Consider the following 20,258-nt stretch of genomic DNA (forward strand, 5'->3'; position numbering starts at 1 on the left):
CGCGCACCCCCACCGGGACCGCACAGGCCGCCGCAGGCATCCGGCCCATCCCCCGGAGGGACGTGTCACCCTCCGTAGAACAGCTCGTCCACCACACCCCGGGCCCGCCGAGCGGTACGCCGGTAGGCGTCGAGCATGTCCCCCACGTGACCGAGCTCGTACCCCAGGTAACGCCCCACAGCGGCCAGCTCCCGCGCGTCCGACGGAAACGTGTCGCCGGCCCGCCCGCGCACCAGCATCACGGCATTGCGCACCCGAGTCGCCAGCACCCAGGCCTCATCCAGGGTCGCCGCGTCCTCGTCCGAGATGAGCCCGGCGCCGCGAGCGGCGCCGAGAGCCTCCCGAGTCCGGGTCGTCCGCAGCCCCGACACGTCCGAGCCGTGCTGCATCTGAAGAAGCTGAACCGTCCACTCGACGTCGGAGAGCCCGCCCGGCCCGAGCTTGGTGTGCAACTTGGGGTCGGCACCGCGAGGCAGCCGCTCGGACTCCATGCGCGCCTTCAGCCGCCGGATCTCCCGCACGGCGTCCTCACCGAGCCCGCCCGCGGGATACCGCAGCGGATCGATCATCTCGATGAACCGGCGCCCCAGATCCGCGTCCCCCGCCATCGCCTCGGCCCGCAGCAGCGCCTGCGACTCCCACACCAGCGACCACCGGCGGTAGTACGCCCCGTACGACTTCAGCGTCCGGACCAGTGGCCCCGACTTGCCCTCGGGTCGCAGATCGGCGTCGATCAGCAGCGGCGGATCCGCACTCGGGATCTGCAGCAGCCGTCGCATCTCCTCGACGACCCGGTTCGCGGCGACCGCGGCCTCGTGCTCGTCGACGCCGTCCTGCGGCTCGTGCACGAACAAGACGTCCGCGTCACTGCCGTAACCCAGCTCCTGCCCGCCGAAGCGCCCCATCCCGATGATCGCGAACCGGGTGGGCAGGGTGTCGCCCCAACCGGCCCGCACCACCGCCCGCAGCGTCCCCGCCAGCGTCGCTGCGGTGAGGCTCGACACCGCCGCGCCGACCCGGTCCACGAGGGCGCCCTGGTCGGCCTCGGCCGGCTTCGTCTCGGTGCCGTAGGAGTCGACGATGTCCGCGGCGGCCGTACGGAACAGCTCTCGCCGGCGCACCCCACGGGCCGCCGTGACCGCCTGGGCGTCACCGTCGGCACGCCTCACCGCGGCGATGATCTCCTGCTCCAGATGCCCGCGCGAGCGGGGCTCCAGCCCGCTGCCGCCGTCCCCGTTCCCGAGCAGCGCGACGGCCTCGGGCGCCCGCAGGAGAAGATCGGGGGCGAGCCGGCCGGCCGACAGCACCCGGGCGAGGTTCTCGGCGGCGGCGCCTTCGTCTCTCAGCAGCCGTAGATACCAAGGCGTCTTGCCGAGCGCGTCCGACACCTTGCGGAAGTTCAGCAGACCCGCGTCCGGATCGGCCGAGTCGGCGAACCAGCCCAACAGGACGGGCAGCAGGGTGCGTTGGATCGCCGCCTTGCGGCTGACGCCGGAGGCCAGCGCCTCCAGATGGCGCAGGGCGGACGCCGGATCGGCGTACCCGAGCGCGACCAGCCGCTCGCGTGCGGCCCCGGCACTCAACCGGGCCTCGCCGGGGGCGAGTTGGGCGACCGCGTCGAGCAGCGGCCGGTAGAAGAGCTTCTCGTGCAGACGCCGTACGACGCTCGCGTGCCGTTTCCACTCGCGGTTCAGTTCGGCGACCGGGTCGGCGCGCAGGCCGAGGGAGCGGCCGATGCGGCGCAGGTCGGCGTCGTCCTCGGGCACCAGGTGCGTCCGGCGCAGCCGGTAGAGCTGGATGCGGTGCTCCATCGAGCGCAGGAAGCGGTAGGCGGCGTCGAGCTGTGCGGCGTCGGCACGGCCGACGTAACCGCCGGCGGCGAGAGCCTGCAAGGCATCGAGCGTGGTGCCGCTGCGCAGCGACGCGTCGTCGCGTCCGTGTACCAACTGCAGTAGCTGAACGGCGAATTCGACGTCCCTCAGCCCTCCAGGCCCCAGCTTGAGCTGCCGGTCGAGCTCGGCGACGGGGATGTTCTCCACGACCCGGCGCCGCATCTTCTGCACGTCGACGACGAAGTTCTCCCGCTCGGCGACCTTCCAGACCAGGGGCTCCAGCGCGGCGACGTACGCCTCACCGAGCTCGATGTCGCCCGCCACCGGGCGGGCCTTGAGCAGCGCCTGGAACTCCCAGGTCTTGGCCCAGCGCTGGTAGTAGGCGAGATGGCTGCTGAGCGTGCGCACGAGGGGGCCGTTCCTGCCCTCGGGGCGCAGATTGGCGTCGACCGGCCAGATGGAGCCCTCGACGGTGGTCTCCGAGCAGATGCGCATCATGTGCGAGGCGATCTTGGTGGCCGAGCGCAGGGCCTTGGCCTCGTCGGCTCCGTCCGCGATCTCGCCGACGAAGATGACGTCGACGTCGGAGACGTAGTTCAGCTCGTGGCCCCCGCACTTGCCCATCGCGATCACCGCGAGCCGGCACAGTGCGGCGTCCTCCGGTGCGGCGGTGCGGGCGATGGCGAGCGCGGCGCGCAGGGTCGCGGTGGCGAGGTCGGCGAGCTCGGCGGCCGTCTGGGCCAGGTCGGTGGTGCCGCACACGTCACGGGCGGCGATGGACAGCAGACAGCGCCGGTAGGCGACGCGCAGGGACACCGGGTCGGTGGCTCCGGCGAGCCCGCGCTCGAACTCCTCGACGCCGGGGTGCAGATCCCGCGGCTCGTACATGGCGAGTTCCTGCCAGTCACCGGCGTGCTTGGCGAGGTGGTCGGCCAGCGCGGCGGAGGCGCCGAGCACGCCGAGCAGTCGGTCGCGCAGGGGCTTGGCCGCTATCAGCGTGTCCACCAGCTCCCGCTGGGCCGTGGGGCCGGGCTGTGCCTCGAGCAGCCGGACGAGGCCGTGCAGGGCGAGGTCGGGGTCGGCGGTGGCGCCGAGGGCCTCCAGCAGGACCGGGTCGTTCCTGATCGGCGCGAGCTGGTCGCTGTCCAGGAGGCGCTCGGCGGCGGACGGGTCGGTGAAACCGTGCCGCAGCAGCCGCGTGAAGGTACTGCTCCTGCGCCCCGGCGCCGTCATGCTCGCCCTCCCGTCCGATCGGGGTCGTGCGCGCCCGATCAAGGTCGTACCCGGTCGAGCCTAGCCGGAGAGTCCGACAGTGGCGCCGATGAGTTCGGGGGGTCCGCGGGGTCTTCCTTGTCGAGGGACACGTCCGGCGACATATTCCGCCGACACATCTGGAGGCCGTCCGATGACCGAGAAACAACCGCAGACCCGGCTGGATGCGCGCTACAGCGACGAGACGGCCACGGCGGTCCCGTGGCCCGAGGCGGAGAAGCTGCTGGCCGAGGCCGAGCTGTTCTGGATCTCCACGGTACGGCCGGACGGGCGGCCGCATGTGACCCCGCTGCCGGCGGTCTGGTCCCAGGGGGCGCTGCACTTCTGCACCGGCCCGGAGGAGCGCAAGGCGCGGAATCTGGCGGCCAACCCGCACCTCGTCCTGACGACGGGCACGAACCTCTGGGACAAGGGCTACGACCTGGCGGTCGAGGGCGAGGCGGTACGGATCACCGACGAGGCCCGTCTACGCAAGCTGGCCGCGGCGTGGGAGACGAAGTACGGCACCTTCTGGCACTTCGACGTCGCGGACGGCTGCTTCCGGCACGGCGCGGGACACGCCTACGTCTACTCGGTGGCGCCGAGCACGGTTTTCGGCTTCGGTAAGGGTGAGCCGTTCAGCCAGACTCGTTGGCGTTTCACCCAGGAGGAACAGCAATGGACTTCACGCTCGAAGTGATCCCGCTGCCTGTCAGCGACATCGACCGGGCCCGCGACTTCTACCGGGACAAGGTCGGCTTCCACGTCGACATCGACCAGGAGGTCATGCCGGGCATGCGCATCGTCCAGCTGACGCCTCCGGGCTCCGGCTGTTCGATCGCGCTGGGCGACAGCATCTGGGACATGACCAAGGGCGAGACCGTGCCCGAGCCCGGCTCCTACCAGGGCCTCCAGCTCTGCGTGGCCGACATCAAGGCCGCCCACGCGGAACTGGTCGAACGCGGCCTCGACATCTCCGAGCCGGTCCAGTACACCCCCGACGACGGCGCCACCTTCATGTACTTCAAGGACCCCGACGGCAACGGCTGGTCCATCCAGGAGTACCGCCAGAGGGCCACGAAGCCGCTGCACGAGCTGCTGACGACACAGGCGAACGAGCGCGGGAAGTAACGCCGTGGGGCGCGGGGGCCGTGAACACGACGCCCCCGCGCCCGCGGCGAAGCCTCACTGCGCACGCTGGATCAGGAACTCACCCCGGAGGCAACTCCGGGGGCCCACGCTGATCTCGGCAAGCTCATCTGCATCGCTGACCAGGACTTACCCGCGAACTGCTCCACGTCGCGAAGTACCCGATCGCACACGAAGCCCAGCCCTTCATACAGGCTGACCGCGCTGGAGTTGTCGTCCCAGACCCCCAACTCGACCCGCTCTAGGTCCAGCTCCCCGAACGCGGCTGCCAGCACCCTCGCCACCATCGCGGTGCCGAACCCCTTGCCCCGGGCCTCGGGCGCCACAAGGACCCGTCCGAGCCGCCCGCCGACCCCCGCCGCGTCGACCCTCAGCGAGGCATGGCCCACGACCTGGTCACCGGCCGGATCAATCGCCATCCAGCTCCGGCGCAGCGGCGTCGCGGACTCAGCGGCATACGCGGCCAACTGCCGCTCGTCCAACGGCCAGCTGAAGTTGATGCCGGACCACGTCCACAGCTCAACCGGTCCGTCGATCCAGGCTGCGAGCAGTCGGCCGTCAGCGAGCGTGAAATCCCGCAGCTCAACCACGGGTCAGTCCACGGTGCAGAATCTTTGTCATGTCCCGGACCCTACCGAGTCGCCGGGGACGCTCGGTGAAACGCGAGGGGTCCACGGTCAGTGACGGTGGACCCCCTGCGTCGAATCAGCGCGAAGACCGCTCTGACCTGCCCCTACAGCACCGGCAGATTCTTCCGCAGCTCGAACGCCGTGACCTCGCTGCGGTACTCCTCCCACTCCTGCCGCTTGTTGCGCAGGAAGAAGTCGAAGACGTGCTCCCCCAGTGTCTCGGCGACGAGGTCGCTGCGTTCCATGAGGGAGAGGGCCTCGCCCAGGTTCTGGGGCAGCGGCTCGATGCCCATGGCGCGGCGCTCGGCGTTGGAGAGGGCCCAGACGTCGTCCTCGGCGCCGGGCGGGAGCTCGTAGCCCTCCTCGATGCCCTTGAGGCCGGCGGCCAGCAGGAGGGCGTACGCCAGGTACGGGTTGGCGCCGGAGTCCAGGGAGCGGACCTCGACCCGCGCCGAGCCCGTCTTGCCGGGCTTGTACATCGGGACGCGGACCAGGGCCGAGCGGTTGTTGTGGCCCCAGCAGATGTACGACGGGGCCTCGCCGCCGGCGCCCGCGGTGCGCTCGGAGCCGCCCCAGATGCGCTTGTAGGAGTTCACCCACTGGTTGGTGACCGCGGAGATCTCCGCCGCGTGCCGCAGCAGGCCCGCGATGAAGGAGCGGCCGACCTTGGAGAGCTGGTACTCGGCGCCCGACTCGTAGAACGCGTTGCGGTCGCCCTCGAACAGGGACAGGTGCGTGTGCATGCCACTGCCCGGGTGCTCGGAGAACGGCTTCGGCATGAAGGTCGCCTGGACGCCCTGCTCCAGCGCCACCTGCTTCATGACCAGGCGGAACGTCATGATGTTGTCCGCCGTGGACAGTGCGTCGGCGTAGCGCAGGTCGATCTCCTGCTGGCCCGGCGCGCCCTCGTGGTGGGAGAACTCCACGGAGATGCCCATCGACTCCAGCATGGTGATCGCCTGGCGGCGGAAGTCCATGCCGATGTTCTGCGGGGTGTGGTCGAAGTAGCCGGACTCGTCGGCCGGGGTGGGCCGGGAGCCGTCCAGGGGCTTGTGCTTCAGCAGGAAGAACTCGATCTCGGGGTGCGTGTAGAAGGTGAACCCCAGGTCGGAGGTGCGGGCCAGGGCGCGCTTGAGGACGTAGCGAGGGTCCGCGAAGGACGGGGAGCCGTCCGGCATCAGGATGTCGCAGAACATGCGGGCGGTGCCGGGGGCCTCGGCGCGCCAGGGCAGGATCTGGAAGGTCGACGGGTCCGGCTTGGCGATCATGTCGGACTCGTACACGCGGGCGAAGCCCTCGATCGCGGAGCCGTCGAAGCCGATGCCCTCGTCGAAGGCCTGCTCCAGCTCGGCGGGGGCCACGGCCACTGACTTGAGGAAGCCCAGCACGTCCGTGAACCACAGGCGTACGAACCGGATGTCGCGCTCCTCCAACGTCCGGAGCACGAACTCCTGCTGCTTGTCCATCTTGCGCTTCCCCATCCTTGCTGGTCAGGCCGCCTGTCTCCGGTGCAGCGGGAGGCGGTCGGGCACCTGAGCATCACACCACAACACCGTTTCAGGCGCGTTGCGCACCTTGATCGCCGCAGCGACCTCCGATCGAACGCCCGGCAAACGCCAGGTGTCCCGCCGCGATGCCCGGTGAACTGCTCTGCTGCCCATAGTGCCTGCTCGGACCGACATCCGTAATGCCGGGCCCCACAGGACCCACCCCACTTTAATTTGCATCTTGGATGCAAGTTTTAATGGAGGGCGGGCGGCCGCCCCTGCGCCGCCCGGTCGAGCCTGAGGAGACCTGATGCTGTCCGAGCAGTCCGTCGCCACCGTGCGTGCCACCCTCCCCGTCGTCGGCGCCGCCATCGGCGAGATCACCGAGCGCTTCTACGCCGGGCTGTTCGCGGCCCGCCCCGAGCTGCTGCGCGACCTGTTCAACCGCGGCAACCAGGCGGCCGGCACCCAGCGCCAGGCCCTCGCCGGGTCGATCGCCGCGTTCGCGACGTACCTCGTGGACCACCCCGACGACCGGCCCGACGCGATGCTGGCCCGCATCGCCCACAAGCACGCCTCCCTGGGCGTCACGGCGGAGCAGTACGCGCTCGTCCACGAGCACCTGTTCGCCGCCATCGCCGACGTGCTCGGCGAGGCCGTCACGCCCGAGGTCGCGGCCGCCTGGGACGAGGTCTACTGGCTGATGGCGAACGCGCTGATCGCGATCGAGAAGCGGCTGTACGAGGAGCGCGGCGGCAGCGAATGGCGGGAGTGGGAGGTCGTCGCCCGGGTCGAGGAGACCGCCGACGTGGCCACCTTCCGGCTGCGGCCCGCCGACGACGGCCCGGCGGTGGACTTCCGGGCCGGGCAGTACGTCTCCGTCCAGGTCGAGCTGCCGGACGGGGCACGGCAGATACGCCAGTACAGCCTCTCGGCCGCGCCCGGCTCACCGCTGCGCCAGATCAGCGTGAAGCGGGTGCGCGGCGGCGGCACGGCTCCCGACGGCGAGGTCTCGAACCACCTCCACGCGCGCGTGCGCGTCGGCGACAGGCTGCGTGTGTCGGCGCCGTACGGCGATCTCGTCCTGGCCGGGAACGACACAGCCGCACCGCTGTTCCTCGCCTCCGCCGGCATCGGCGTGACCCCGATCGTCGCCATGCTGGGGCAGCTCGCTGACACCGGGCACCAGGGCCCCGTGATCGTCGTACACGGCGACCGCTCCCCCGCCGAACACGCCCTGCATGCCGACCACGAGGCCTACGCCGGGAAGCTGCCGGACGCGGCGGTCCACTTCTGGTACGAGGAGGCCGCCCACCGCGACGAGGACGGCGCCGGCGCCTCCCACCGCACCGGCAGGGTCGACCTCACCGGCATCCCCGTACCGCAGGGCACGCGCGCGTACCTGTGCGGTCCGCTGCCCTTCATGCGGGCGGTGCGGGCGCAGCTGATCGGGAAGGGCGTGGCACCGGCCGACATCCACTACGAGGTGTTCGGCCCGGACCTCTGGCTCGCGCGGGAGAGCTGAAGCCGGGCCGGCCTCAGGGCGTGCGGCCGATCTGGAGCAGCAGCGGCCCGGTGGGGTCCGCGGTCACGTCGGCCAGCGTCAGCGGGTCCAGCGAGGCGAAGAAGGCCTCCTGGGCCCGCCGCAGCGCGCCGCGCAGCCGGCACCCGGAATGGAGCGGGCAGGGACTGTCGCCCTCGCACTCGACGACGTCACCGTCCCCCTCGAAGGCACGCACGACCGCGCCGACCGAGGCGGTACGGCCCCTGTCGCTGAGCGACAGTCCGCCACCGCGGCCCCGGCGGGCGTCCACCAGGCCCAGGTGCTGCAACTCGGCGACGACCTTGGCGGCGTGCGTGTAGGGCACCTCCATGTCCGCCGCGACCTCGCGGGTCGTCGGGGTGCCGTCCCCCAGGACGGCGAGCCGCATGAGGAGCCGTAGTGCCAGGTCGGTGGAGCGCAACAGCCGCATGTACGGCAGCGTAGATAATGCGCATCCGCGGTTCAAATATTCGGGAAGCGACCCTCTGCCGACCGGCGGGATCATCCCGATCCGGCCTTTCCTCAGTCCTCTCCACATCCCCTCTACGAGATGTCACACCTTCCCCATTACGATCAGCGGACCCGACCGTCCCTTTCCCCAGAAGGACAACACCTCATGGGCTCCGCCAAGAACAAGAGCAACGCGGCTCGCAAGGCGCGAATAGAGGAGATGCGGCGTGCCGAGCAGGCCCGTGAGCGCCGTAACCGCATCCTGACGATCGCGGCCAGCGTGGTGGTCGTGGTCGGTCTGGTGGCCGCCGGTGTCGTGCTCGTCCGGTCGCAGTCCGACGCCGACAAGGACGAGGCGAAGCGGCCGGCCGACAAGATCCCCGGGAAGTTCGTCACCGGCAAGGACGGCGTGAAGACCTGGAGCACGAAGCTGTCGAGCACTCACGTGGAGACCAGTGTCGGGTACCCGATGGAGCCCCCGGTCGGCGGTGACCATCACAGGGCCTGGATGAACTGCAACGGTGACGTCTACGACAAGGAACTCCGCAAGGAGAACGCCGTGCACTCGCTGGAGCACGGCGCGGTCTGGGTGACGTACACGTCCAAGGCCTCCAAGGCGGACGTCGAGGCGCTGTCGACCAAGGTCAAGCAGACGCCGTACGCGCTGATGAGCCCGGACGAGAAGCAGAAGGACCCGATCATGCTCAGCGCGTGGGGGCACCAGCGCACGGTGACAGGCGCGAGCGACCCGGACGTCGGCAAGTTCTTCGAGACGTACGTCCAGGGCAAGCAGACGCCCGAGCCGGGCGCGCCGTGCACGGGTGGTCTCTCGGAGTGAAACAGCACGTCGGCTGGCTTGCGGGGACCGCGGCGGCCGTGCTCGTCGCGGTCGGCGCGCTCACCTACGCGGTGGCCGAGGACGGCGGTTCGAGCGGGACGCCGGGCGCCGAATCGGCGGACGCCGGGTTCGCGCGCGACATGGCGGTGCACCACCAGCAGGCCGTGGAGATGTCGTACATCGTGCGCGACCGCACCAAGGACGAGGAGATCCGGCGGCTCGCGTACGACATCGCGCAGACCCAGGCCAACCAGCGCGGCATGCTGCTGGGCTGGCTGGACCTGTGGGAGCTGCCGAAGGTGTCGTCGGACGCGCCGATGACCTGGATGGGCATGGGTGACATGCCCGTCGGCGAGGACGGCGCGCTGATGCCGGGCATGGCCACGAACACGGAGATGAAGAAGCTTCAGGAGCTCAGCGGCAAGCAGGCGGAGATCTTCTTCCTGCAGCTGATGACGGCCCATCACAAGGGCGGCATCCACATGGCCGAGGGCTGTGTCGACAAGTGCTCGGTCGGCGTGGAGAAGCGGCTCGCGCAGACCATGGTGAACGGGCAGCAGTCGGAGATCGACCTGATGGCGGACATGTTGAAGGAGCGGGGCGCGAAGCCTCGCTCCTAGCTGCTGAAATGGCTTTGTCATTGCGTTGGTTGGGACCTTCTTGAGCCGCGCATTTCCCTGGCGTGAACGATTCGTCGCTTAAGTGGCCACCGTCGGGTGATCCACTCGCACACGAATCGCACAGGGGGTTCCATGAGATCTCGACGTGCCGCGCTGCGCACCTCAGTGAGTCTGGCGGCGACACTGCCTCTCCTCACCGGCGCGCTGGCACTCGGCATACCGGCGGCGCACGCCGCCGACGCCCCGGGCCGTGACCGGCTCGCCGGCACCAAGCCCGCCTGGGCCACGGCCCGGGCGGACAAGGGCGCGACCTCGGACAGCGCACAGGTCTCCGCGCGCGTCTACCTCGCGGGCCGCGACGCGGCCGGCCTCGCCGCGTACGCAAAGGCCGTGTCGGACCCGGCCTCGGCGTCCTACGGCAAGTACCTGAGCGCCGGGCAGGCGCAGGCCCGCTTCGGCGCGACGAAGGCCCAAGTGGCCGCCGTCCGGAGCTGGTTGACGTCCGCCGGTCTGAAGGTCACGGGGGTCACGCAGCACTACGTGGCCGTCACGGGCGAGGTGGCCGCCGCGGAGAAGGCGTTCGGCACCCAGCTGCACAACTACACCAAGGGCGCGAAGACCTACCGCGCTCCCACGGCGACCGCGTCGGTGCCGGACAGCCTCAAGGGTGCCGTCCTGACGGTCACAGGGCTGGACAACGCGCCGCACCTGGCGAGTCACCAGGACCGACTCCCGCCGCCGGAGACGGTGTTCCGCAACGCCGGGCCGTTCTCGACGTACCACGGCTCGAAGGTGGCGACGACGCTGCCGGACGCGTACGGCACGAAGATCCCGTACGCCGTCAAGGGCTACACCGGCAAGCAGCTGCGCGCCGCGTACGGCGCGGGCAGGCGCACCGGCAAGGGCGTGCGCATCGCCATCACCGACGCGTACGCCTCCCCGACGATCTCCTACGACGCGGGCACCTACGCGAAGCGCAACGGGGACGCGGCCTGGAAGAGCGGCCAGTTGCGCCAGGTCCTGCCCGCGCAGTACACGCGGACCGAGGAGTGCGGGGCAGCCGGCTGGTACGGCGAGGAGACCCTGGACGTCGAGGCCGTACATGCGGTCGCGCCCGGCGCGCAGGTCACCTACGTGGGTGCCGCGTCCTGTTACGACGAGGACCTCCTGGACTCGCTCAGCAAGATCGTCGACAACCACCTGGCCGACCTCGTCTCCAACTCCTGGGGCGAGACCGAGGACGCGCAGACCCCGGACCTCGCGGCCGCCTACGACCAGGTCTTCCAGTTCGGCGCGGTCGAGGGCATCGGCTTCTACTACTCCTCCGGCGACGACGGCGACGAGGTCGCGAGCAGCGGCACCAAGCAGGTGGACATCCCGGCGAGTTCGGCGTGGGTGACGGCGGTCGGCGGCACCTCGCTGGCGGTCGGCAAGGGCGACAAGTACCTGTGGGAGACCGGCTGGGGCACCGAGAAGGCGGTCCTGTCGGCGGACGGCAGGAGCTGGACCGACTTCCCGGGCGCGTTCAACTCGGGCGCGGGCGGCGGCACGAGCCGGACGGTCGCCGAGCCGTACTACCAGAAGGGCGTCGTGCCGGACGCGCTCGCCGAGGCCAACGGTGCCGGCGGCAACCGGGTCGTGCCGGACATCGCGGCGATCGCCGACCCCAACACCGGGTTCCTGGTGGGCCAGACGCAGACCATGCCGGACGGCACGACGCAGGCCTACGACGAGTACCGCCTCGGCGGCACCTCGCTCGCGGCGCCGGTGATCGCGGCCGTCCAGGCCCTCGCGCAGGAGGCACGCGGCGGCAGGCCGCTCGGTTTCGCCAACCCGGCGATCTACGCCCGGTACGGCTCGAAGGCATACCACGACGTCACGGACAACCCGACGGGCTCCGGCCTCGCCCTCGCCCGCGTCGACTACGTCAACGGCTACGACGCCACCGACGGCCTGACCACGTCCGTACGCAGCCTCGGCAAGGACAGCTCCCTGAAGGCCGTGCAGGGCTACGACGACGTGACGGGCGTGGGGACGCCTGCGGGCGGCTATGTGGAGTCGTACCGGCGTCGCTGACCGCCGGCGGGACACAAAGAGGCGCCCCGCCGACGGGGGAAGATCGGCGGGGCGCTTTGGTGCCGCAGTGGTTCAGGGGTGGCCTGGGCCCTGCAGGGCTCAGTGGACCGAGTGCTCCTCCAGCGGGAACGTTCCGCCGACCACGTCGTCCGCGAACGCCTTCGCCGCGTTGCCCATGACCTCGCGGAGGTCGGCGTACTGCTTGACGAACTTGGGGACGCGGCCGCCGGTCAGGCCCAGCATGTCCGTCCAGACCAGGACCTGGGCGTCGGTCTCGGCACCCGCGCCGATGCCGACGGTCGGGATGTGGAGTACCCGGGTCACCTCGGCGGCCAGTTCGGCCGGCACCAGCTCCAGGACGACCGCGAACGCGCCCGCGTCCTGGACGGCCTTGGCGTCGCGCAGGAGTTGCGCGGCCGCCTCCTCGCCGCGGCCCTGGACGCGGTAGCCCATGGCGTTGACGGACTGCGGGGTCAGGCCGATGTGGGCCATGACCGGGATGCCGGACTCGACCAGCAGGCGGATCTGCTCGTGCGAGCGCTCGCCGCCCTCCAGCTTGACCGCCCCGACGCCGGCCTCCTTGACCAGCCGGGTCGCCGAGCGCAGCGCCTGCACCGGGCCCTCCTGGTACGAGCCGAAGGGGAGGTCGCCGACGATCAGGGCGCGGGAGGTGCCGCGTACGACGGCCGCCGAGAGCATGGTCATCTCGTCGAGCGTCACCGGCACCGTGGTGTCGTAGCCGAGGTGGCAGTTGCCCGCGGAGTCGCCGACGAGCATGACCGGGATGCCGGCCTCGTCGAAGACGGACGCGGTCATCGCGTCGTAGGCGGTGAGCATGGGCCACTTCTCGCCCCGCTCCTTGGCGAGGCCGATGTCGCGAACGGTGATGCGGCGTGTGCCCTTCCCCCCGTACAGCGCCTTGCTGCCGTCGGAGGTCTTCGCCTGAGGCGTCTGGGCAGCCGAAAGCTGCGTCATTGCAACGGCTCCTTCTGTCATCTCGAGGCGCCCTTACGGCGTCCCCGGATCCCCTCCATGGTGGCACCTCGTGCCAGGGACGGCCAGACCTCCCCGTGTGAGTTCCGCCCCGGCGTTCCGCCCCGCGTAAGCACTCGGTAAGAATTTAAGATACGAGACGGTTCCGTATCGTAAAGGAGGTAGCGTCGACAGCATGACTTCTCCCGCCGCCACAGCCCCCCGCATACCGGAAGCCGTGCACCGGCGCCGTTGGGCGATCCTCGCCGTGCTGATGCTGAGCCTGCTGATCGTCGTCCTGGACAACTCGATCCTGAACGTCGCCATCAAGACCATCTCGACCCCGGCCCCGACGGGCCTCGGCGCCACCCAGAGCGAGCTGGAGTGGGCGATCAACGCCTACACCCTCGTCTTCGCCGGTCTGCTGTTCAGCGCGGGCATCCTCGGCGACCGGCTCGGCCGCAAGAAGGTCCTGCTCGGCGGGCTGGCCGTGTTCGGGATCGGTTCCGCCCTCGCCGCGTTCTCCGGCTCGCCCGGCGAGCTCATCACCTTCCGCGCGGTGATGGGCCTCGGCGCCGCCTTCGTCATGCCGGCCACCCTCGCCGTCCTGATGAACGTCTTCGAGCGCGAGGAGCAGCCCAAGGCCATCGGCATCTGGGCGGGCGGTGTCGGGCTCGCCATCGCCATCGGGCCCATCACGGGCGGGGTGCTGCTCGACCACTTCTGGTGGGGGTCCGTCTTCCTCATCAACGTGCCGATCGTGCTGCTCGCGCTCGCGCTGATGCTGTGGCTGGTCCCGGACTCGCGGGACCCGAAGCCCGGCCGTATCGACCCCGTCGGCGTCGTGCTCTCCGTCGTCGGCCTCGTCCTGCTCGTCTACGGCATCATCAAGGGCGGCCAGCTGGCCGACTTCACCAACCCGACGGTGCTCGCGACCATCGGCTCCGGCGTCGCCGTGCTCGCCGCGTTCGTCGTGTTCGAGAAGCGCAGCGACCATCCGTCCATCGACGTCACGTACTTCCGCAACAAGGTCTTCTCCGCTGCGATCGGCGTGATCGCTCTGGTCTTCTTCGCCCTGATGGGCGTGACCTTCTTCTCGGTCTTCTACACCCAGAGCGTGCGCGGCTACTCGCCGTTGGAGACCGGCCTGCTGATGCTGCCGCTCGCCGCCGCCCAGATGATCTTCGCCCCGCGGGCCCGGCTCGTCGTCGACCGGTTCGGCTACCGGGCCACCACCACCGGCGCCATGCTGCTGATCGCCGCCACGCTGGCCGCGTTCGCCACGTTCGAGGCGGACACGCCGATCTGGATCCTGGAGGTGGTCTTCTTCCTCATGGGCACCGCGATGGCGCACATCATGACCCCGGTCAGCGTCGTCATCATGCAGGCCCTGCCCCGCGAGAAGGCCGGCTCCGCCTCCGCGCTCAGCAACACCTTCCGCCAGGTCGGCGGCGCGCTCGGCATCGCCGTGCTGGGCTCGGTCCTGTCGACGGCGTACCGAGGTGACATCGAGGACCGGCTCACGGTGCTGCCGGAGGGCCTGCGGCACACCGCGGGCGAGTCCATCGAGGCCACGCTCGGCGTCGCGGACCGGCTCGGCCCCCGGGGCGACGCCCTGGTCGGCGCGGCCCACGACGCCTTCCTGCACGCCATGCACGTCACCGCGCTGTGGGGCGCGGGGGTCGCGGTGCTCGGCGCGGTGGTCGTCGGGCTGTTCCTGCCGGGGCGACCGGCGGCGCCTCAGGAGGGCGAGACGGAACGGGAGTTGGCCGCCGCGGAGTAGGAGGCGGGGCGTGCGACACCCGCCGACGCGCGCCCCGAACCCCGCGACGTGGTGCACGCCGACGCCGCACACCAGGGAGAATCATCCCAACCCACGGAAAGGACCGAGCCAAGTGAGCCTCGCCGACAGCCGGCCCCAGCAGGACGGCCCCACCCGGGGCCGGCCCCGCAGCGAGGCCGTGGAGCGGTCCATCATGGAGGGCATCCTCAAGCTGCTGGAGGACGGCGTGCCGCTCGCGGAGCTGTCCATCGAGCGCATCGCGCGCACCGCGGGAGTCGGCAAGGCCACCATCTACCGCCGCTGGAGCGGCAAGGAGGAGCTCTTCGTCGACGTCGTGCGCGCCGCCGAGCCGCCCGACCCCGAACTGCCCGGAACCTCGGTGCGCGACGATGTCGTGGCGCTGCTGGAGCAGTTGCGGCAACGCGGTCTGATGACCCGTTCGTCGGTGCTCCTGCACAACGTCATCGCCCAGATGAAGAGCAGCCCGAAGATCTGGGACGCCTACCACGCGACCGTCGTCGAGCCACGGCGCAGGAAGCAGCACGCGATCCTGCGCCGCGGTCAGGACAACGGTGAACTGCGCACGGACATCGACGTCGACGTGATGAACGACATGATCTTCGGACCGATGCTGGTGCGGGCCGTCATGCGCCCGGACGCCGAACTCCCGGAAGGCCTGGCGGAGCAGATGGCCGACGCCGTGCTCGAGGGTCTACGGCCCGTCAGTTCACCCACCCCGTAGATCGAATGTGCGCGTTTCGTCACAGAGCGCGCTTTCCCCCGGCGCATCCGGAACTCACGAGGCCGACTTGTACGTCCTCGCCCCCGTACGGCCGTCATGAGTACGGCGGGATCGGAGCCGATCATCCCCTAGGGTTTCTCTGGGCGCGGGGGGACGACGGTGTTGCACGGCAGGTAGTGAGGCGACGGTATGGCGCAACAGGCGTACGTGACGGAGACGGACAACGGCGGCTCGGGTCCCGAGCGCCGGGAACCCGGGCTTCAGCGCCTGACAAACCGCCTGAAGGGCCTGGCCGCGGGCTGGCGGGGCGATCCGCGTGTCTGGCGCCGCGGCATCGTCCTGGCCGCCCTCGCGTTGATCCTCGCCCTGGTGATGCTGCTGCACGCGCAGATCCCGAACGCCATCGGCAACCTCGGCAGCCTCACCGAGACGTTCCTGCCCTGGCTGGGCCTGTTCGTCCCGGTGCTGCTCCTGCTGGCCCTCGTCCGCAGGTCCGCGACCGCGCTGATCGCCGTGCTGGTCCCGGCGATCGTCTGGCTGAACCTGTTCGGCGGCCAGCTCACCGACAAGACCGGCGTCGGCGGGGACCTCACGGTGGCCACGCACAACGTCAACGCGGACAACGCCGATCCGGCCGGCACCGCCCGGGACGTGGCCGCGTCCGGCGCTGACGTGGTGGCCCTGGAGGAGCTGACGGCCGCGGCGGTTCCGACGTACGAGAAGGCGCTGGCGTCGACGTACAAGTACCACTCGGTGCAGGGCACCGTCGGGCTGTGGAGCAAGTACCCGCTGAGCGGGGTCAAGCCGGTCGACATCAAGCTGGGCTGGGTCCGTGCCATGCGGGCCGCGGTGACCACGCCGTCCGGGCAGGTCGCGGTGTACGTCGCCCATCTGCCGTCGGTGCGGGTGAAGGTGGAGGCCGGGTTCACCGCCCGGCAGCGCGACAAGAGCGCCGACGCGCTGGGTGAGGCCATCGCCGACGAGTCCCTCCGGCAGATCGTCCTGCTCGGCGACCTGAACGGCACGATGAACGACCGTGCACTGAACGCCGTCACCGCCCAGATGCGCTCCACGCAGGGCGCGTCGGGCAGCGGGATGGGCTTCAGCTGGCCGGCGTCGTTCCCGATGGCCCGGATCGACCAGATCATGGTGAAGGGCCTGGAGCCGATGAGCTCCTGGACGCTGCCGGAGACCGGGAGCGACCATCTGCCGGTGGCTGCGCGTGTGAAGGTCGACACATCAGCGTCCTGAAAACCCCTGGTCAGCGTCGCCTGGACGGGTCCCGGCAACCGGATTGTCATCTGCCGGAACACCGGGCCTGAGAGACTTTGTTCCGTACTTGAACATATGGAATGAACATCACGGAGTACCAAGCTCCGCTCTCGACCCTGAAAGGCAAAGGCACTTCATGCCCCTGGCCCTGCTCGCCCTGGCCGTCGGCGCCTTCGGCATAGGTACGACCGAGTTCGTGATGATGGGCCTGCTGCCCGAAGTCGCGAACGACCTGGACATCTCGATCCCCACCGCCGGACATCTGGTCTCGGCGTACGCCCTCGGCGTCGTCATCGGCGCCCCGCTGCTGGCCGCGGTCACGGCGCGCATGCCCCGCCGCACGGTCCTGATCGGACTGATGGCCCTGTTCGTCGCGGGCAACGCGCTGTCCGCCTTCGCCCCCGACTACCACTGGCTGATGGCCGCCCGCTTCCTCAGCGGCCTGCCGCACGGCGCCTTCTTCGGCGTCGGCGCGGTCGTGGCGACGGGCATGGTCGCGCCGGAGCGCAAGGCCCGCTCCGTGTCGCTGATGTTCCTCGGCCTGACGATGGCCAACGTCGCGGGCGTGCCGGTGGCCACGCTGATGGGCCAGAGCCTGGGCTGGCGGGCCACCTTCCTCGGCGTGAGCACGATCGGCCTGGCCGCGATGGCTGCGCTGGCACTGCTCATCCCGCGCGCCGAGGCGCACACCGCCGATCAGGCGGGCCTGCGCGGCGAACTGGCCGCCCTGCGCTCCCTGCCGGTGTGGCTGGCGCTCGGCACGACGGTCGCGGGCTTCGGCGCGCTCTTCGCCGCGTACAGCTACATCACGCCGATGCTCACCGACGCCGCCGGGTACACCGACGCCAGCGTGACGCTGCTGCTGGCTCTGTTCGGTGTCGGGGCGACGGCGGGCAACCTGCTGGGCGGGCGCCTGGCGGACCACGCGATGCGGGGGACGCTGTTCGGGGGTCTGCTCTCGCTGGCGCTGGTCCTGGCTCTCTTCCCCCTGCTGATGTCGACGGCGTGGAGCGCGGCCCTGGCGGTCGTCCTGCTGGGCATGGCGGCCTTCGCCACGGGCTCCCCGCTCCAGCTGATGGTGATGGAGAAGGCGTCCAGCGCCCCGTCCCTGGCCTCATCGGCCAACCAGGCGGCCTTCAACCTCGCCAACGCGGGCGGTGCCTGGATCGGCGGCCTCGCCCTCGCGGCGGGCCTCGGGGTCACCTCTCCGGCACTGGCGGGCGCCGCACTGGCCGTCCTCGGGCTCGGGGTCGCGGGTGCCGCCTACGCGGTGGACCGACGCGGGGGCGCCCCGCGGAGCGGGCGGCAGCGGGTGGTCGCGGGACAGGTCCCGCAACGGGCCGAAACCGTTCGGCACTGAGGTTCCACGTCACGGGCGCGAGCAGGCTCCGACCGGTCGCGCCCACGCGGCGGGCCCCGGGGTCACCTCGCCGGCACTGGCGGGCGCCGCACTGGCCCTCCTCGGGCTCGGGGTCGCGGGTGCCGCCTACGCGGTGGACCGACGCGGGGGCGCCCCGCGGAGCGGGCGGCAGCGGGTGGTCGCGGGACAGGTCCCGCAACGGGCCGAAACCGTTCGGCACTGAGGTTCCGCGGCACGGGCGCGAGCAGGCTCCGAGCGGTCGCGCCCACGCGGCGGTAGCCGCACATCGATTGCAGCCCCGCGCCCCTTGGGCGTCGCCCTGTCGGTGCCTTGTCGGTTCTGTCGGTGAGCTGTCGGTGGTTTGTCGGTGCGGCCTGACAACGTCGTCCCCATGACGCGAATCGACAAGAACCCCGGCGGCGTGAGCAGCGCCGTATCCGTGCGGGGGTTGGTCAAGCACTACGGCGAGACCAAGGCTCTGGACGGTGTCGACCTGGAGGTGCGCGAGGGCACCGTGATGGGCGTGCTCGGGCCGAACGGGGCCGGCAAGACCACTCTCGTGCGCATCCTGTCCACCCTGCTGACGCCGGACGCCGGAGAGGCCACCGTCGCCGGATACGACGTCCTGCGGCAGCCCCGGCAGCTGCGGAGGGTGATCGGGCTGACCGGTCAGTACGCCTCCGTCGACGAGAAGCTCCCCGGGTGGGAGAACCTGTACCTCATCGGGCGGCTCCTGGACCTGCCCCGCAAGGAGGCACGCACGCGTGCCGACGAGCTGCTGGAGCGGTTCTCGCTGACCGACGCGGCCAAGCGGCCCGCGGCGACCTACTCCGGCGGCATGCGGCGGCGGCTCGACCTGGCCGCCTCCATGATCGGCCGGCCCACGGTGCTGTTCCTCGACGAGCCGACCACGGGGCTCGACCCGCGGACCCGCAACGAGGTGTGGGCCGAGGTCAAGGCCATGGTCGGGGACGGCGTGACCGTGCTGCTGACCACCCAGTACATGGAGGAGGCCGAGCAGCTCGCCTCCGAGCTGACGGTCGTCGACCGGGGCAAGGTCATCGCGGGCGGGGGCATCGAGGAGCTCAAGGCCAAGGTGGGCGGGCGCACCCTGCGGATCCGGCCCACCGATGCCCTCCAGCTGCGGCCCCTCGCCGGATACCTCGACGAACTCGGCATCACCGGCCTCGCCACCACCACCGTGGACACCGAGACCGGCACCCTGCTCGTCCCGGTGCTCAGCGACGAGCAGCTCACCGCCATCGTCGGCGCCATCACCGCGCGGGGCGTCACCCTCGCCTCCATCTCCACCGAACTGCCCAGCCTGGACGAGGTGTTCCTGTCCCTCACCGGCCACCGTGCCAGTGCCCCGCAGGACGCCGTGCCCACCGACGACCGCGAGGAGGTCGCCGTATGAGCGCCGCCACCACCACCCCCACGGCGGCAACCGCCGACGCCCGCATCTCGTTGCGGGCCCATCTGCGGCACACCGGTGCGCTCGTGCGCCGCAACCTCCTGTGGATCCGGCAGGACCCGGAGTCGATGTTCGACGCCATCCTGATGCCGATCGTCTTCACGCTGCTGTTCGTGTACGTCTTCGGCGGGTCGATCGGGCAGGCGCTCGGCGGCGGCCAGGAGGACTACGTCCAGTACGTCGTGCCCGGCATGATGGCCATGATGGGCATGAGCATGGCCATGTCGGTCGGGACCGGGTTCAACCAGGACTTCAACACCGGCGTCATGGACCGGTTCCGGTCCCTGCCGATCGGGCGCGGCTCGGTGCTCTTCGCCAAGATCGCGGTGGAGCTCCTGCGCATGATGATCGCCACCACGATCATGCTGATCGTCGGTGTCCTGGTCGGCTTCGACATCACCAACTGGGTCGGGCTGCTCGCGGCCGTGGCGCTGGCCGCGCTGTTCGGGTCGGCGCTGATGTGGGTGTTCCTCACCCTCGGCGTGATCCTGAAGAGCGCGCAGTCCGTGCAGGGGCTCGGCTTCCTGGTGCTGATGCCGCTCCAGTTCGGCTCGTCGATCTTCGCGCCGACCACGTCGATGCCGGGCTGGCTGCAGTCCTTCACCGACGTCAACCCGCTGTCCTCGCTCGCGGACGCCGCGCGCGGCCTGATGGTGGGCGGCCCGGTCGCGCACGACCTGTGGGTGACCGTCGCCTGGTCGGTCGGCCTGACGGCGATCATGGCGCCGATCGCGATCCACAAGTTCCGCACGAAGAACTGACGTTCCGTACGCGGAACCG

General features: G+C 70.7%; 17 protein-coding genes and 1 pseudogene. 13 read left to right on the top strand and 5 right to left on the bottom strand.

The window, feature by feature from the left end:
- Nucleotides 1-65: 65 nt before the first annotated feature.
- Complete coding sequence (locus tag ACZ7M7_RS02845; RefSeq protein ID WP_472112131.1) at nucleotides 66-3,065, bottom strand: bifunctional [glutamine synthetase] adenylyltransferase/[glutamine synthetase]-adenylyl-L-tyrosine phosphorylase; 3,000 nt, start codon at nucleotides 3,063-3,065, stop codon at nucleotides 66-68.
- A 172-nt stretch (nucleotides 3,066-3,237) separates the two neighbouring features.
- On the opposite strand from ACZ7M7_RS02845, the gene ACZ7M7_RS02850 reads away from it, so the two are divergent.
- Nucleotides 3,238-3,783: a pyridoxamine 5'-phosphate oxidase family protein gene (locus tag ACZ7M7_RS02850; protein ID WP_472112134.1), complete on the top strand. Its 546-nt coding sequence runs from the start codon at nucleotides 3,238-3,240 to the stop codon at nucleotides 3,781-3,783.
- The gene (locus tag ACZ7M7_RS02855; RefSeq protein ID WP_383596198.1) at nucleotides 3,762-4,214 is read left to right on the top strand and encodes a VOC family protein; all 453 of its coding nucleotides are present in this window, start codon (nucleotides 3,762-3,764) and stop codon (nucleotides 4,212-4,214) included. Before ACZ7M7_RS02850 ends, ACZ7M7_RS02855 begins: the two co-directional genes overlap by 22 nt.
- A gap of 71 nt (nucleotides 4,215-4,285) precedes the next feature.
- On the opposite strand, the gene ACZ7M7_RS02860 is transcribed toward ACZ7M7_RS02855, so the two are convergent.
- Entirely contained in the window at nucleotides 4,286-4,822 is a 537-nt protein-coding gene (locus ACZ7M7_RS02860; RefSeq protein WP_472112137.1) for a GNAT family N-acetyltransferase, read from the bottom strand.
- 143 nt (nucleotides 4,823-4,965) lie between these two features.
- Nucleotides 4,966-6,327: a glutamine synthetase family protein gene (locus ACZ7M7_RS02865; protein ID WP_328428208.1), complete on the bottom strand. Its 1,362-nt coding sequence runs from the start codon at nucleotides 6,325-6,327 to the stop codon at nucleotides 4,966-4,968.
- A gap of 331 nt (nucleotides 6,328-6,658) precedes the next feature.
- Between ACZ7M7_RS02865 and ACZ7M7_RS02870 the strand changes: the two genes are divergently transcribed.
- Entirely contained in the window at nucleotides 6,659-7,873 is a 1,215-nt protein-coding gene (locus ACZ7M7_RS02870) for a globin domain-containing protein (protein WP_472112140.1), read from the top strand.
- A gap of 13 nt (nucleotides 7,874-7,886) precedes the next feature.
- Here the strand turns inward: ACZ7M7_RS02870 and ACZ7M7_RS02875 are convergent, their stop codons facing one another.
- Nucleotides 7,887-8,321: an Rrf2 family transcriptional regulator gene (locus ACZ7M7_RS02875; protein ID WP_383596192.1), complete on the bottom strand. Its 435-nt coding sequence runs from the start codon at nucleotides 8,319-8,321 to the stop codon at nucleotides 7,887-7,889.
- A 186-nt stretch (nucleotides 8,322-8,507) separates the two neighbouring features.
- Here ACZ7M7_RS02875 and ACZ7M7_RS02880 point away from each other — a divergent pair, with 186 nt between their 5' ends.
- The 3 genes from ACZ7M7_RS02880 to ACZ7M7_RS02890 all read left to right on the top strand — a co-directional run bounded on the left by ACZ7M7_RS02880 (nucleotide 8,508) and on the right by ACZ7M7_RS02890 (nucleotide 11,875).
- Entirely contained in the window at nucleotides 8,508-9,179 is a 672-nt protein-coding gene (locus tag ACZ7M7_RS02880; RefSeq protein ID WP_472112143.1) for a DUF3105 domain-containing protein, read from the top strand.
- Complete coding sequence (locus ACZ7M7_RS02885; protein ID WP_472112146.1) at nucleotides 9,176-9,799, top strand: DUF305 domain-containing protein; 624 nt, start codon at nucleotides 9,176-9,178, stop codon at nucleotides 9,797-9,799. The genes ACZ7M7_RS02880 and ACZ7M7_RS02885 overlap by 4 nt, the downstream gene beginning before the upstream one ends.
- Nucleotides 9,800-9,931: 132 nt before the next feature.
- Complete coding sequence (locus tag ACZ7M7_RS02890; RefSeq protein WP_472112149.1) at nucleotides 9,932-11,875, top strand: S53 family peptidase; 1,944 nt, start codon at nucleotides 9,932-9,934, stop codon at nucleotides 11,873-11,875.
- A 99-nt stretch (nucleotides 11,876-11,974) separates the two neighbouring features.
- On the opposite strand, the gene panB is transcribed toward ACZ7M7_RS02890, so the two are convergent.
- Complete coding sequence (gene panB / locus ACZ7M7_RS02895; protein ID WP_383596180.1) at nucleotides 11,975-12,850, bottom strand: 3-methyl-2-oxobutanoate hydroxymethyltransferase; 876 nt, start codon at nucleotides 12,848-12,850, stop codon at nucleotides 11,975-11,977.
- Nucleotides 12,851-13,043: 193 nt separating this feature from the next.
- Here panB and ACZ7M7_RS02900 point away from each other — a divergent pair, with 193 nt between their 5' ends.
- The 7 genes and pseudogenes from ACZ7M7_RS02900 to ACZ7M7_RS02930 all read left to right on the top strand — a co-directional run bounded on the left by ACZ7M7_RS02900 (nucleotide 13,044) and on the right by ACZ7M7_RS02930 (nucleotide 20,239).
- The gene (locus ACZ7M7_RS02900) at nucleotides 13,044-14,630 is read left to right on the top strand and encodes an MFS transporter (protein ID WP_451170089.1); all 1,587 of its coding nucleotides are present in this window, start codon (nucleotides 13,044-13,046) and stop codon (nucleotides 14,628-14,630) included.
- 112 nt (nucleotides 14,631-14,742) lie between these two features.
- On the top strand, nucleotides 14,743-15,372 hold the full coding sequence (locus tag ACZ7M7_RS02905; protein ID WP_383596174.1) for a TetR/AcrR family transcriptional regulator: 630 nt from the start codon (nucleotides 14,743-14,745) through the stop codon (nucleotides 15,370-15,372).
- Nucleotides 15,373-15,561: 189 nt separating this feature from the next.
- Nucleotides 15,562-16,623, top strand: a complete 1,062-nt coding sequence (locus ACZ7M7_RS02910; RefSeq protein WP_383596171.1) for an endonuclease/exonuclease/phosphatase family protein — start codon at nucleotides 15,562-15,564, stop codon at nucleotides 16,621-16,623.
- Between the two features lie 157 nt (nucleotides 16,624-16,780).
- Nucleotides 16,781-18,004, top strand: coding sequence for an MFS transporter (locus ACZ7M7_RS02915; RefSeq protein WP_472112154.1), 1,224 nt, complete (start codon nucleotides 16,781-16,783; stop codon nucleotides 18,002-18,004).
- Nucleotides 18,005-18,038: 34 nt separating this feature from the next.
- A pseudogene (locus tag ACZ7M7_RS02920) lies at nucleotides 18,039-18,227 on the top strand (MFS transporter); the annotation flags it as partial.
- Nucleotides 18,228-18,395: 168 nt separating this feature from the next.
- The gene (locus ACZ7M7_RS02925; protein WP_472112157.1) at nucleotides 18,396-19,421 is read left to right on the top strand and encodes an ATP-binding cassette domain-containing protein; all 1,026 of its coding nucleotides are present in this window, start codon (nucleotides 18,396-18,398) and stop codon (nucleotides 19,419-19,421) included.
- Entirely contained in the window at nucleotides 19,418-20,239 is an 822-nt protein-coding gene (locus tag ACZ7M7_RS02930; RefSeq protein ID WP_383596162.1) for an ABC transporter permease, read from the top strand. Before ACZ7M7_RS02925 ends, ACZ7M7_RS02930 begins: the two co-directional genes overlap by 4 nt.
- Nucleotides 20,240-20,258 lie beyond the last annotated feature (19 nt).

The sequence above is a fragment of the Streptomyces sp. NPDC111606 genome (assembly GCF_055656945.1).

What these genes read in the sequence shown, in the direction of transcription:
- ACZ7M7_RS02845 (WP_472112131.1), bottom strand. Translation starts at nt 3,065, where the DNA reads ATGACGGCGCCGGGGCGCAGGAGCAGTACCTTCACGCGGCTGCTGCGG.
- ACZ7M7_RS02850 (WP_472112134.1), top strand. Translation starts at nt 3,238, where the DNA reads ATGACCGAGAAACAACCGCAGACCCGGCTGGATGCGCGCTACAGCGAC.
- ACZ7M7_RS02855 (WP_383596198.1), top strand. Translation starts at nt 3,762, where the DNA reads ATGGACTTCACGCTCGAAGTGATCCCGCTGCCTGTCAGCGACATCGAC.
- ACZ7M7_RS02865 (WP_328428208.1), bottom strand. Translation starts at nt 6,327, where the DNA reads ATGGACAAGCAGCAGGAGTTCGTGCTCCGGACGTTGGAGGAGCGCGAC.
- ACZ7M7_RS02870 (WP_472112140.1), top strand. Translation starts at nt 6,659, where the DNA reads ATGCTGTCCGAGCAGTCCGTCGCCACCGTGCGTGCCACCCTCCCCGTC.
- ACZ7M7_RS02875 (WP_383596192.1), bottom strand. Translation starts at nt 8,321, where the DNA reads ATGCGGCTGTTGCGCTCCACCGACCTGGCACTACGGCTCCTCATGCGG.
- ACZ7M7_RS02880 (WP_472112143.1), top strand. Translation starts at nt 8,508, where the DNA reads ATGGGCTCCGCCAAGAACAAGAGCAACGCGGCTCGCAAGGCGCGAATA.
- ACZ7M7_RS02890 (WP_472112149.1), top strand. Translation starts at nt 9,932, where the DNA reads ATGAGATCTCGACGTGCCGCGCTGCGCACCTCAGTGAGTCTGGCGGCG.
- panB (WP_383596180.1), bottom strand. Translation starts at nt 12,850, where the DNA reads ATGACGCAGCTTTCGGCTGCCCAGACGCCTCAGGCGAAGACCTCCGAC.
- ACZ7M7_RS02900 (WP_451170089.1), top strand. Translation starts at nt 13,044, where the DNA reads ATGACTTCTCCCGCCGCCACAGCCCCCCGCATACCGGAAGCCGTGCAC.
- ACZ7M7_RS02910 (WP_383596171.1), top strand. Translation starts at nt 15,562, where the DNA reads ATGGCGCAACAGGCGTACGTGACGGAGACGGACAACGGCGGCTCGGGT.
- ACZ7M7_RS02915 (WP_472112154.1), top strand. Translation starts at nt 16,781, where the DNA reads ATGCCCCTGGCCCTGCTCGCCCTGGCCGTCGGCGCCTTCGGCATAGGT.
- ACZ7M7_RS02925 (WP_472112157.1), top strand. Translation starts at nt 18,396, where the DNA reads ATGACGCGAATCGACAAGAACCCCGGCGGCGTGAGCAGCGCCGTATCC.
- ACZ7M7_RS02930 (WP_383596162.1), top strand. Translation starts at nt 19,418, where the DNA reads ATGAGCGCCGCCACCACCACCCCCACGGCGGCAACCGCCGACGCCCGC.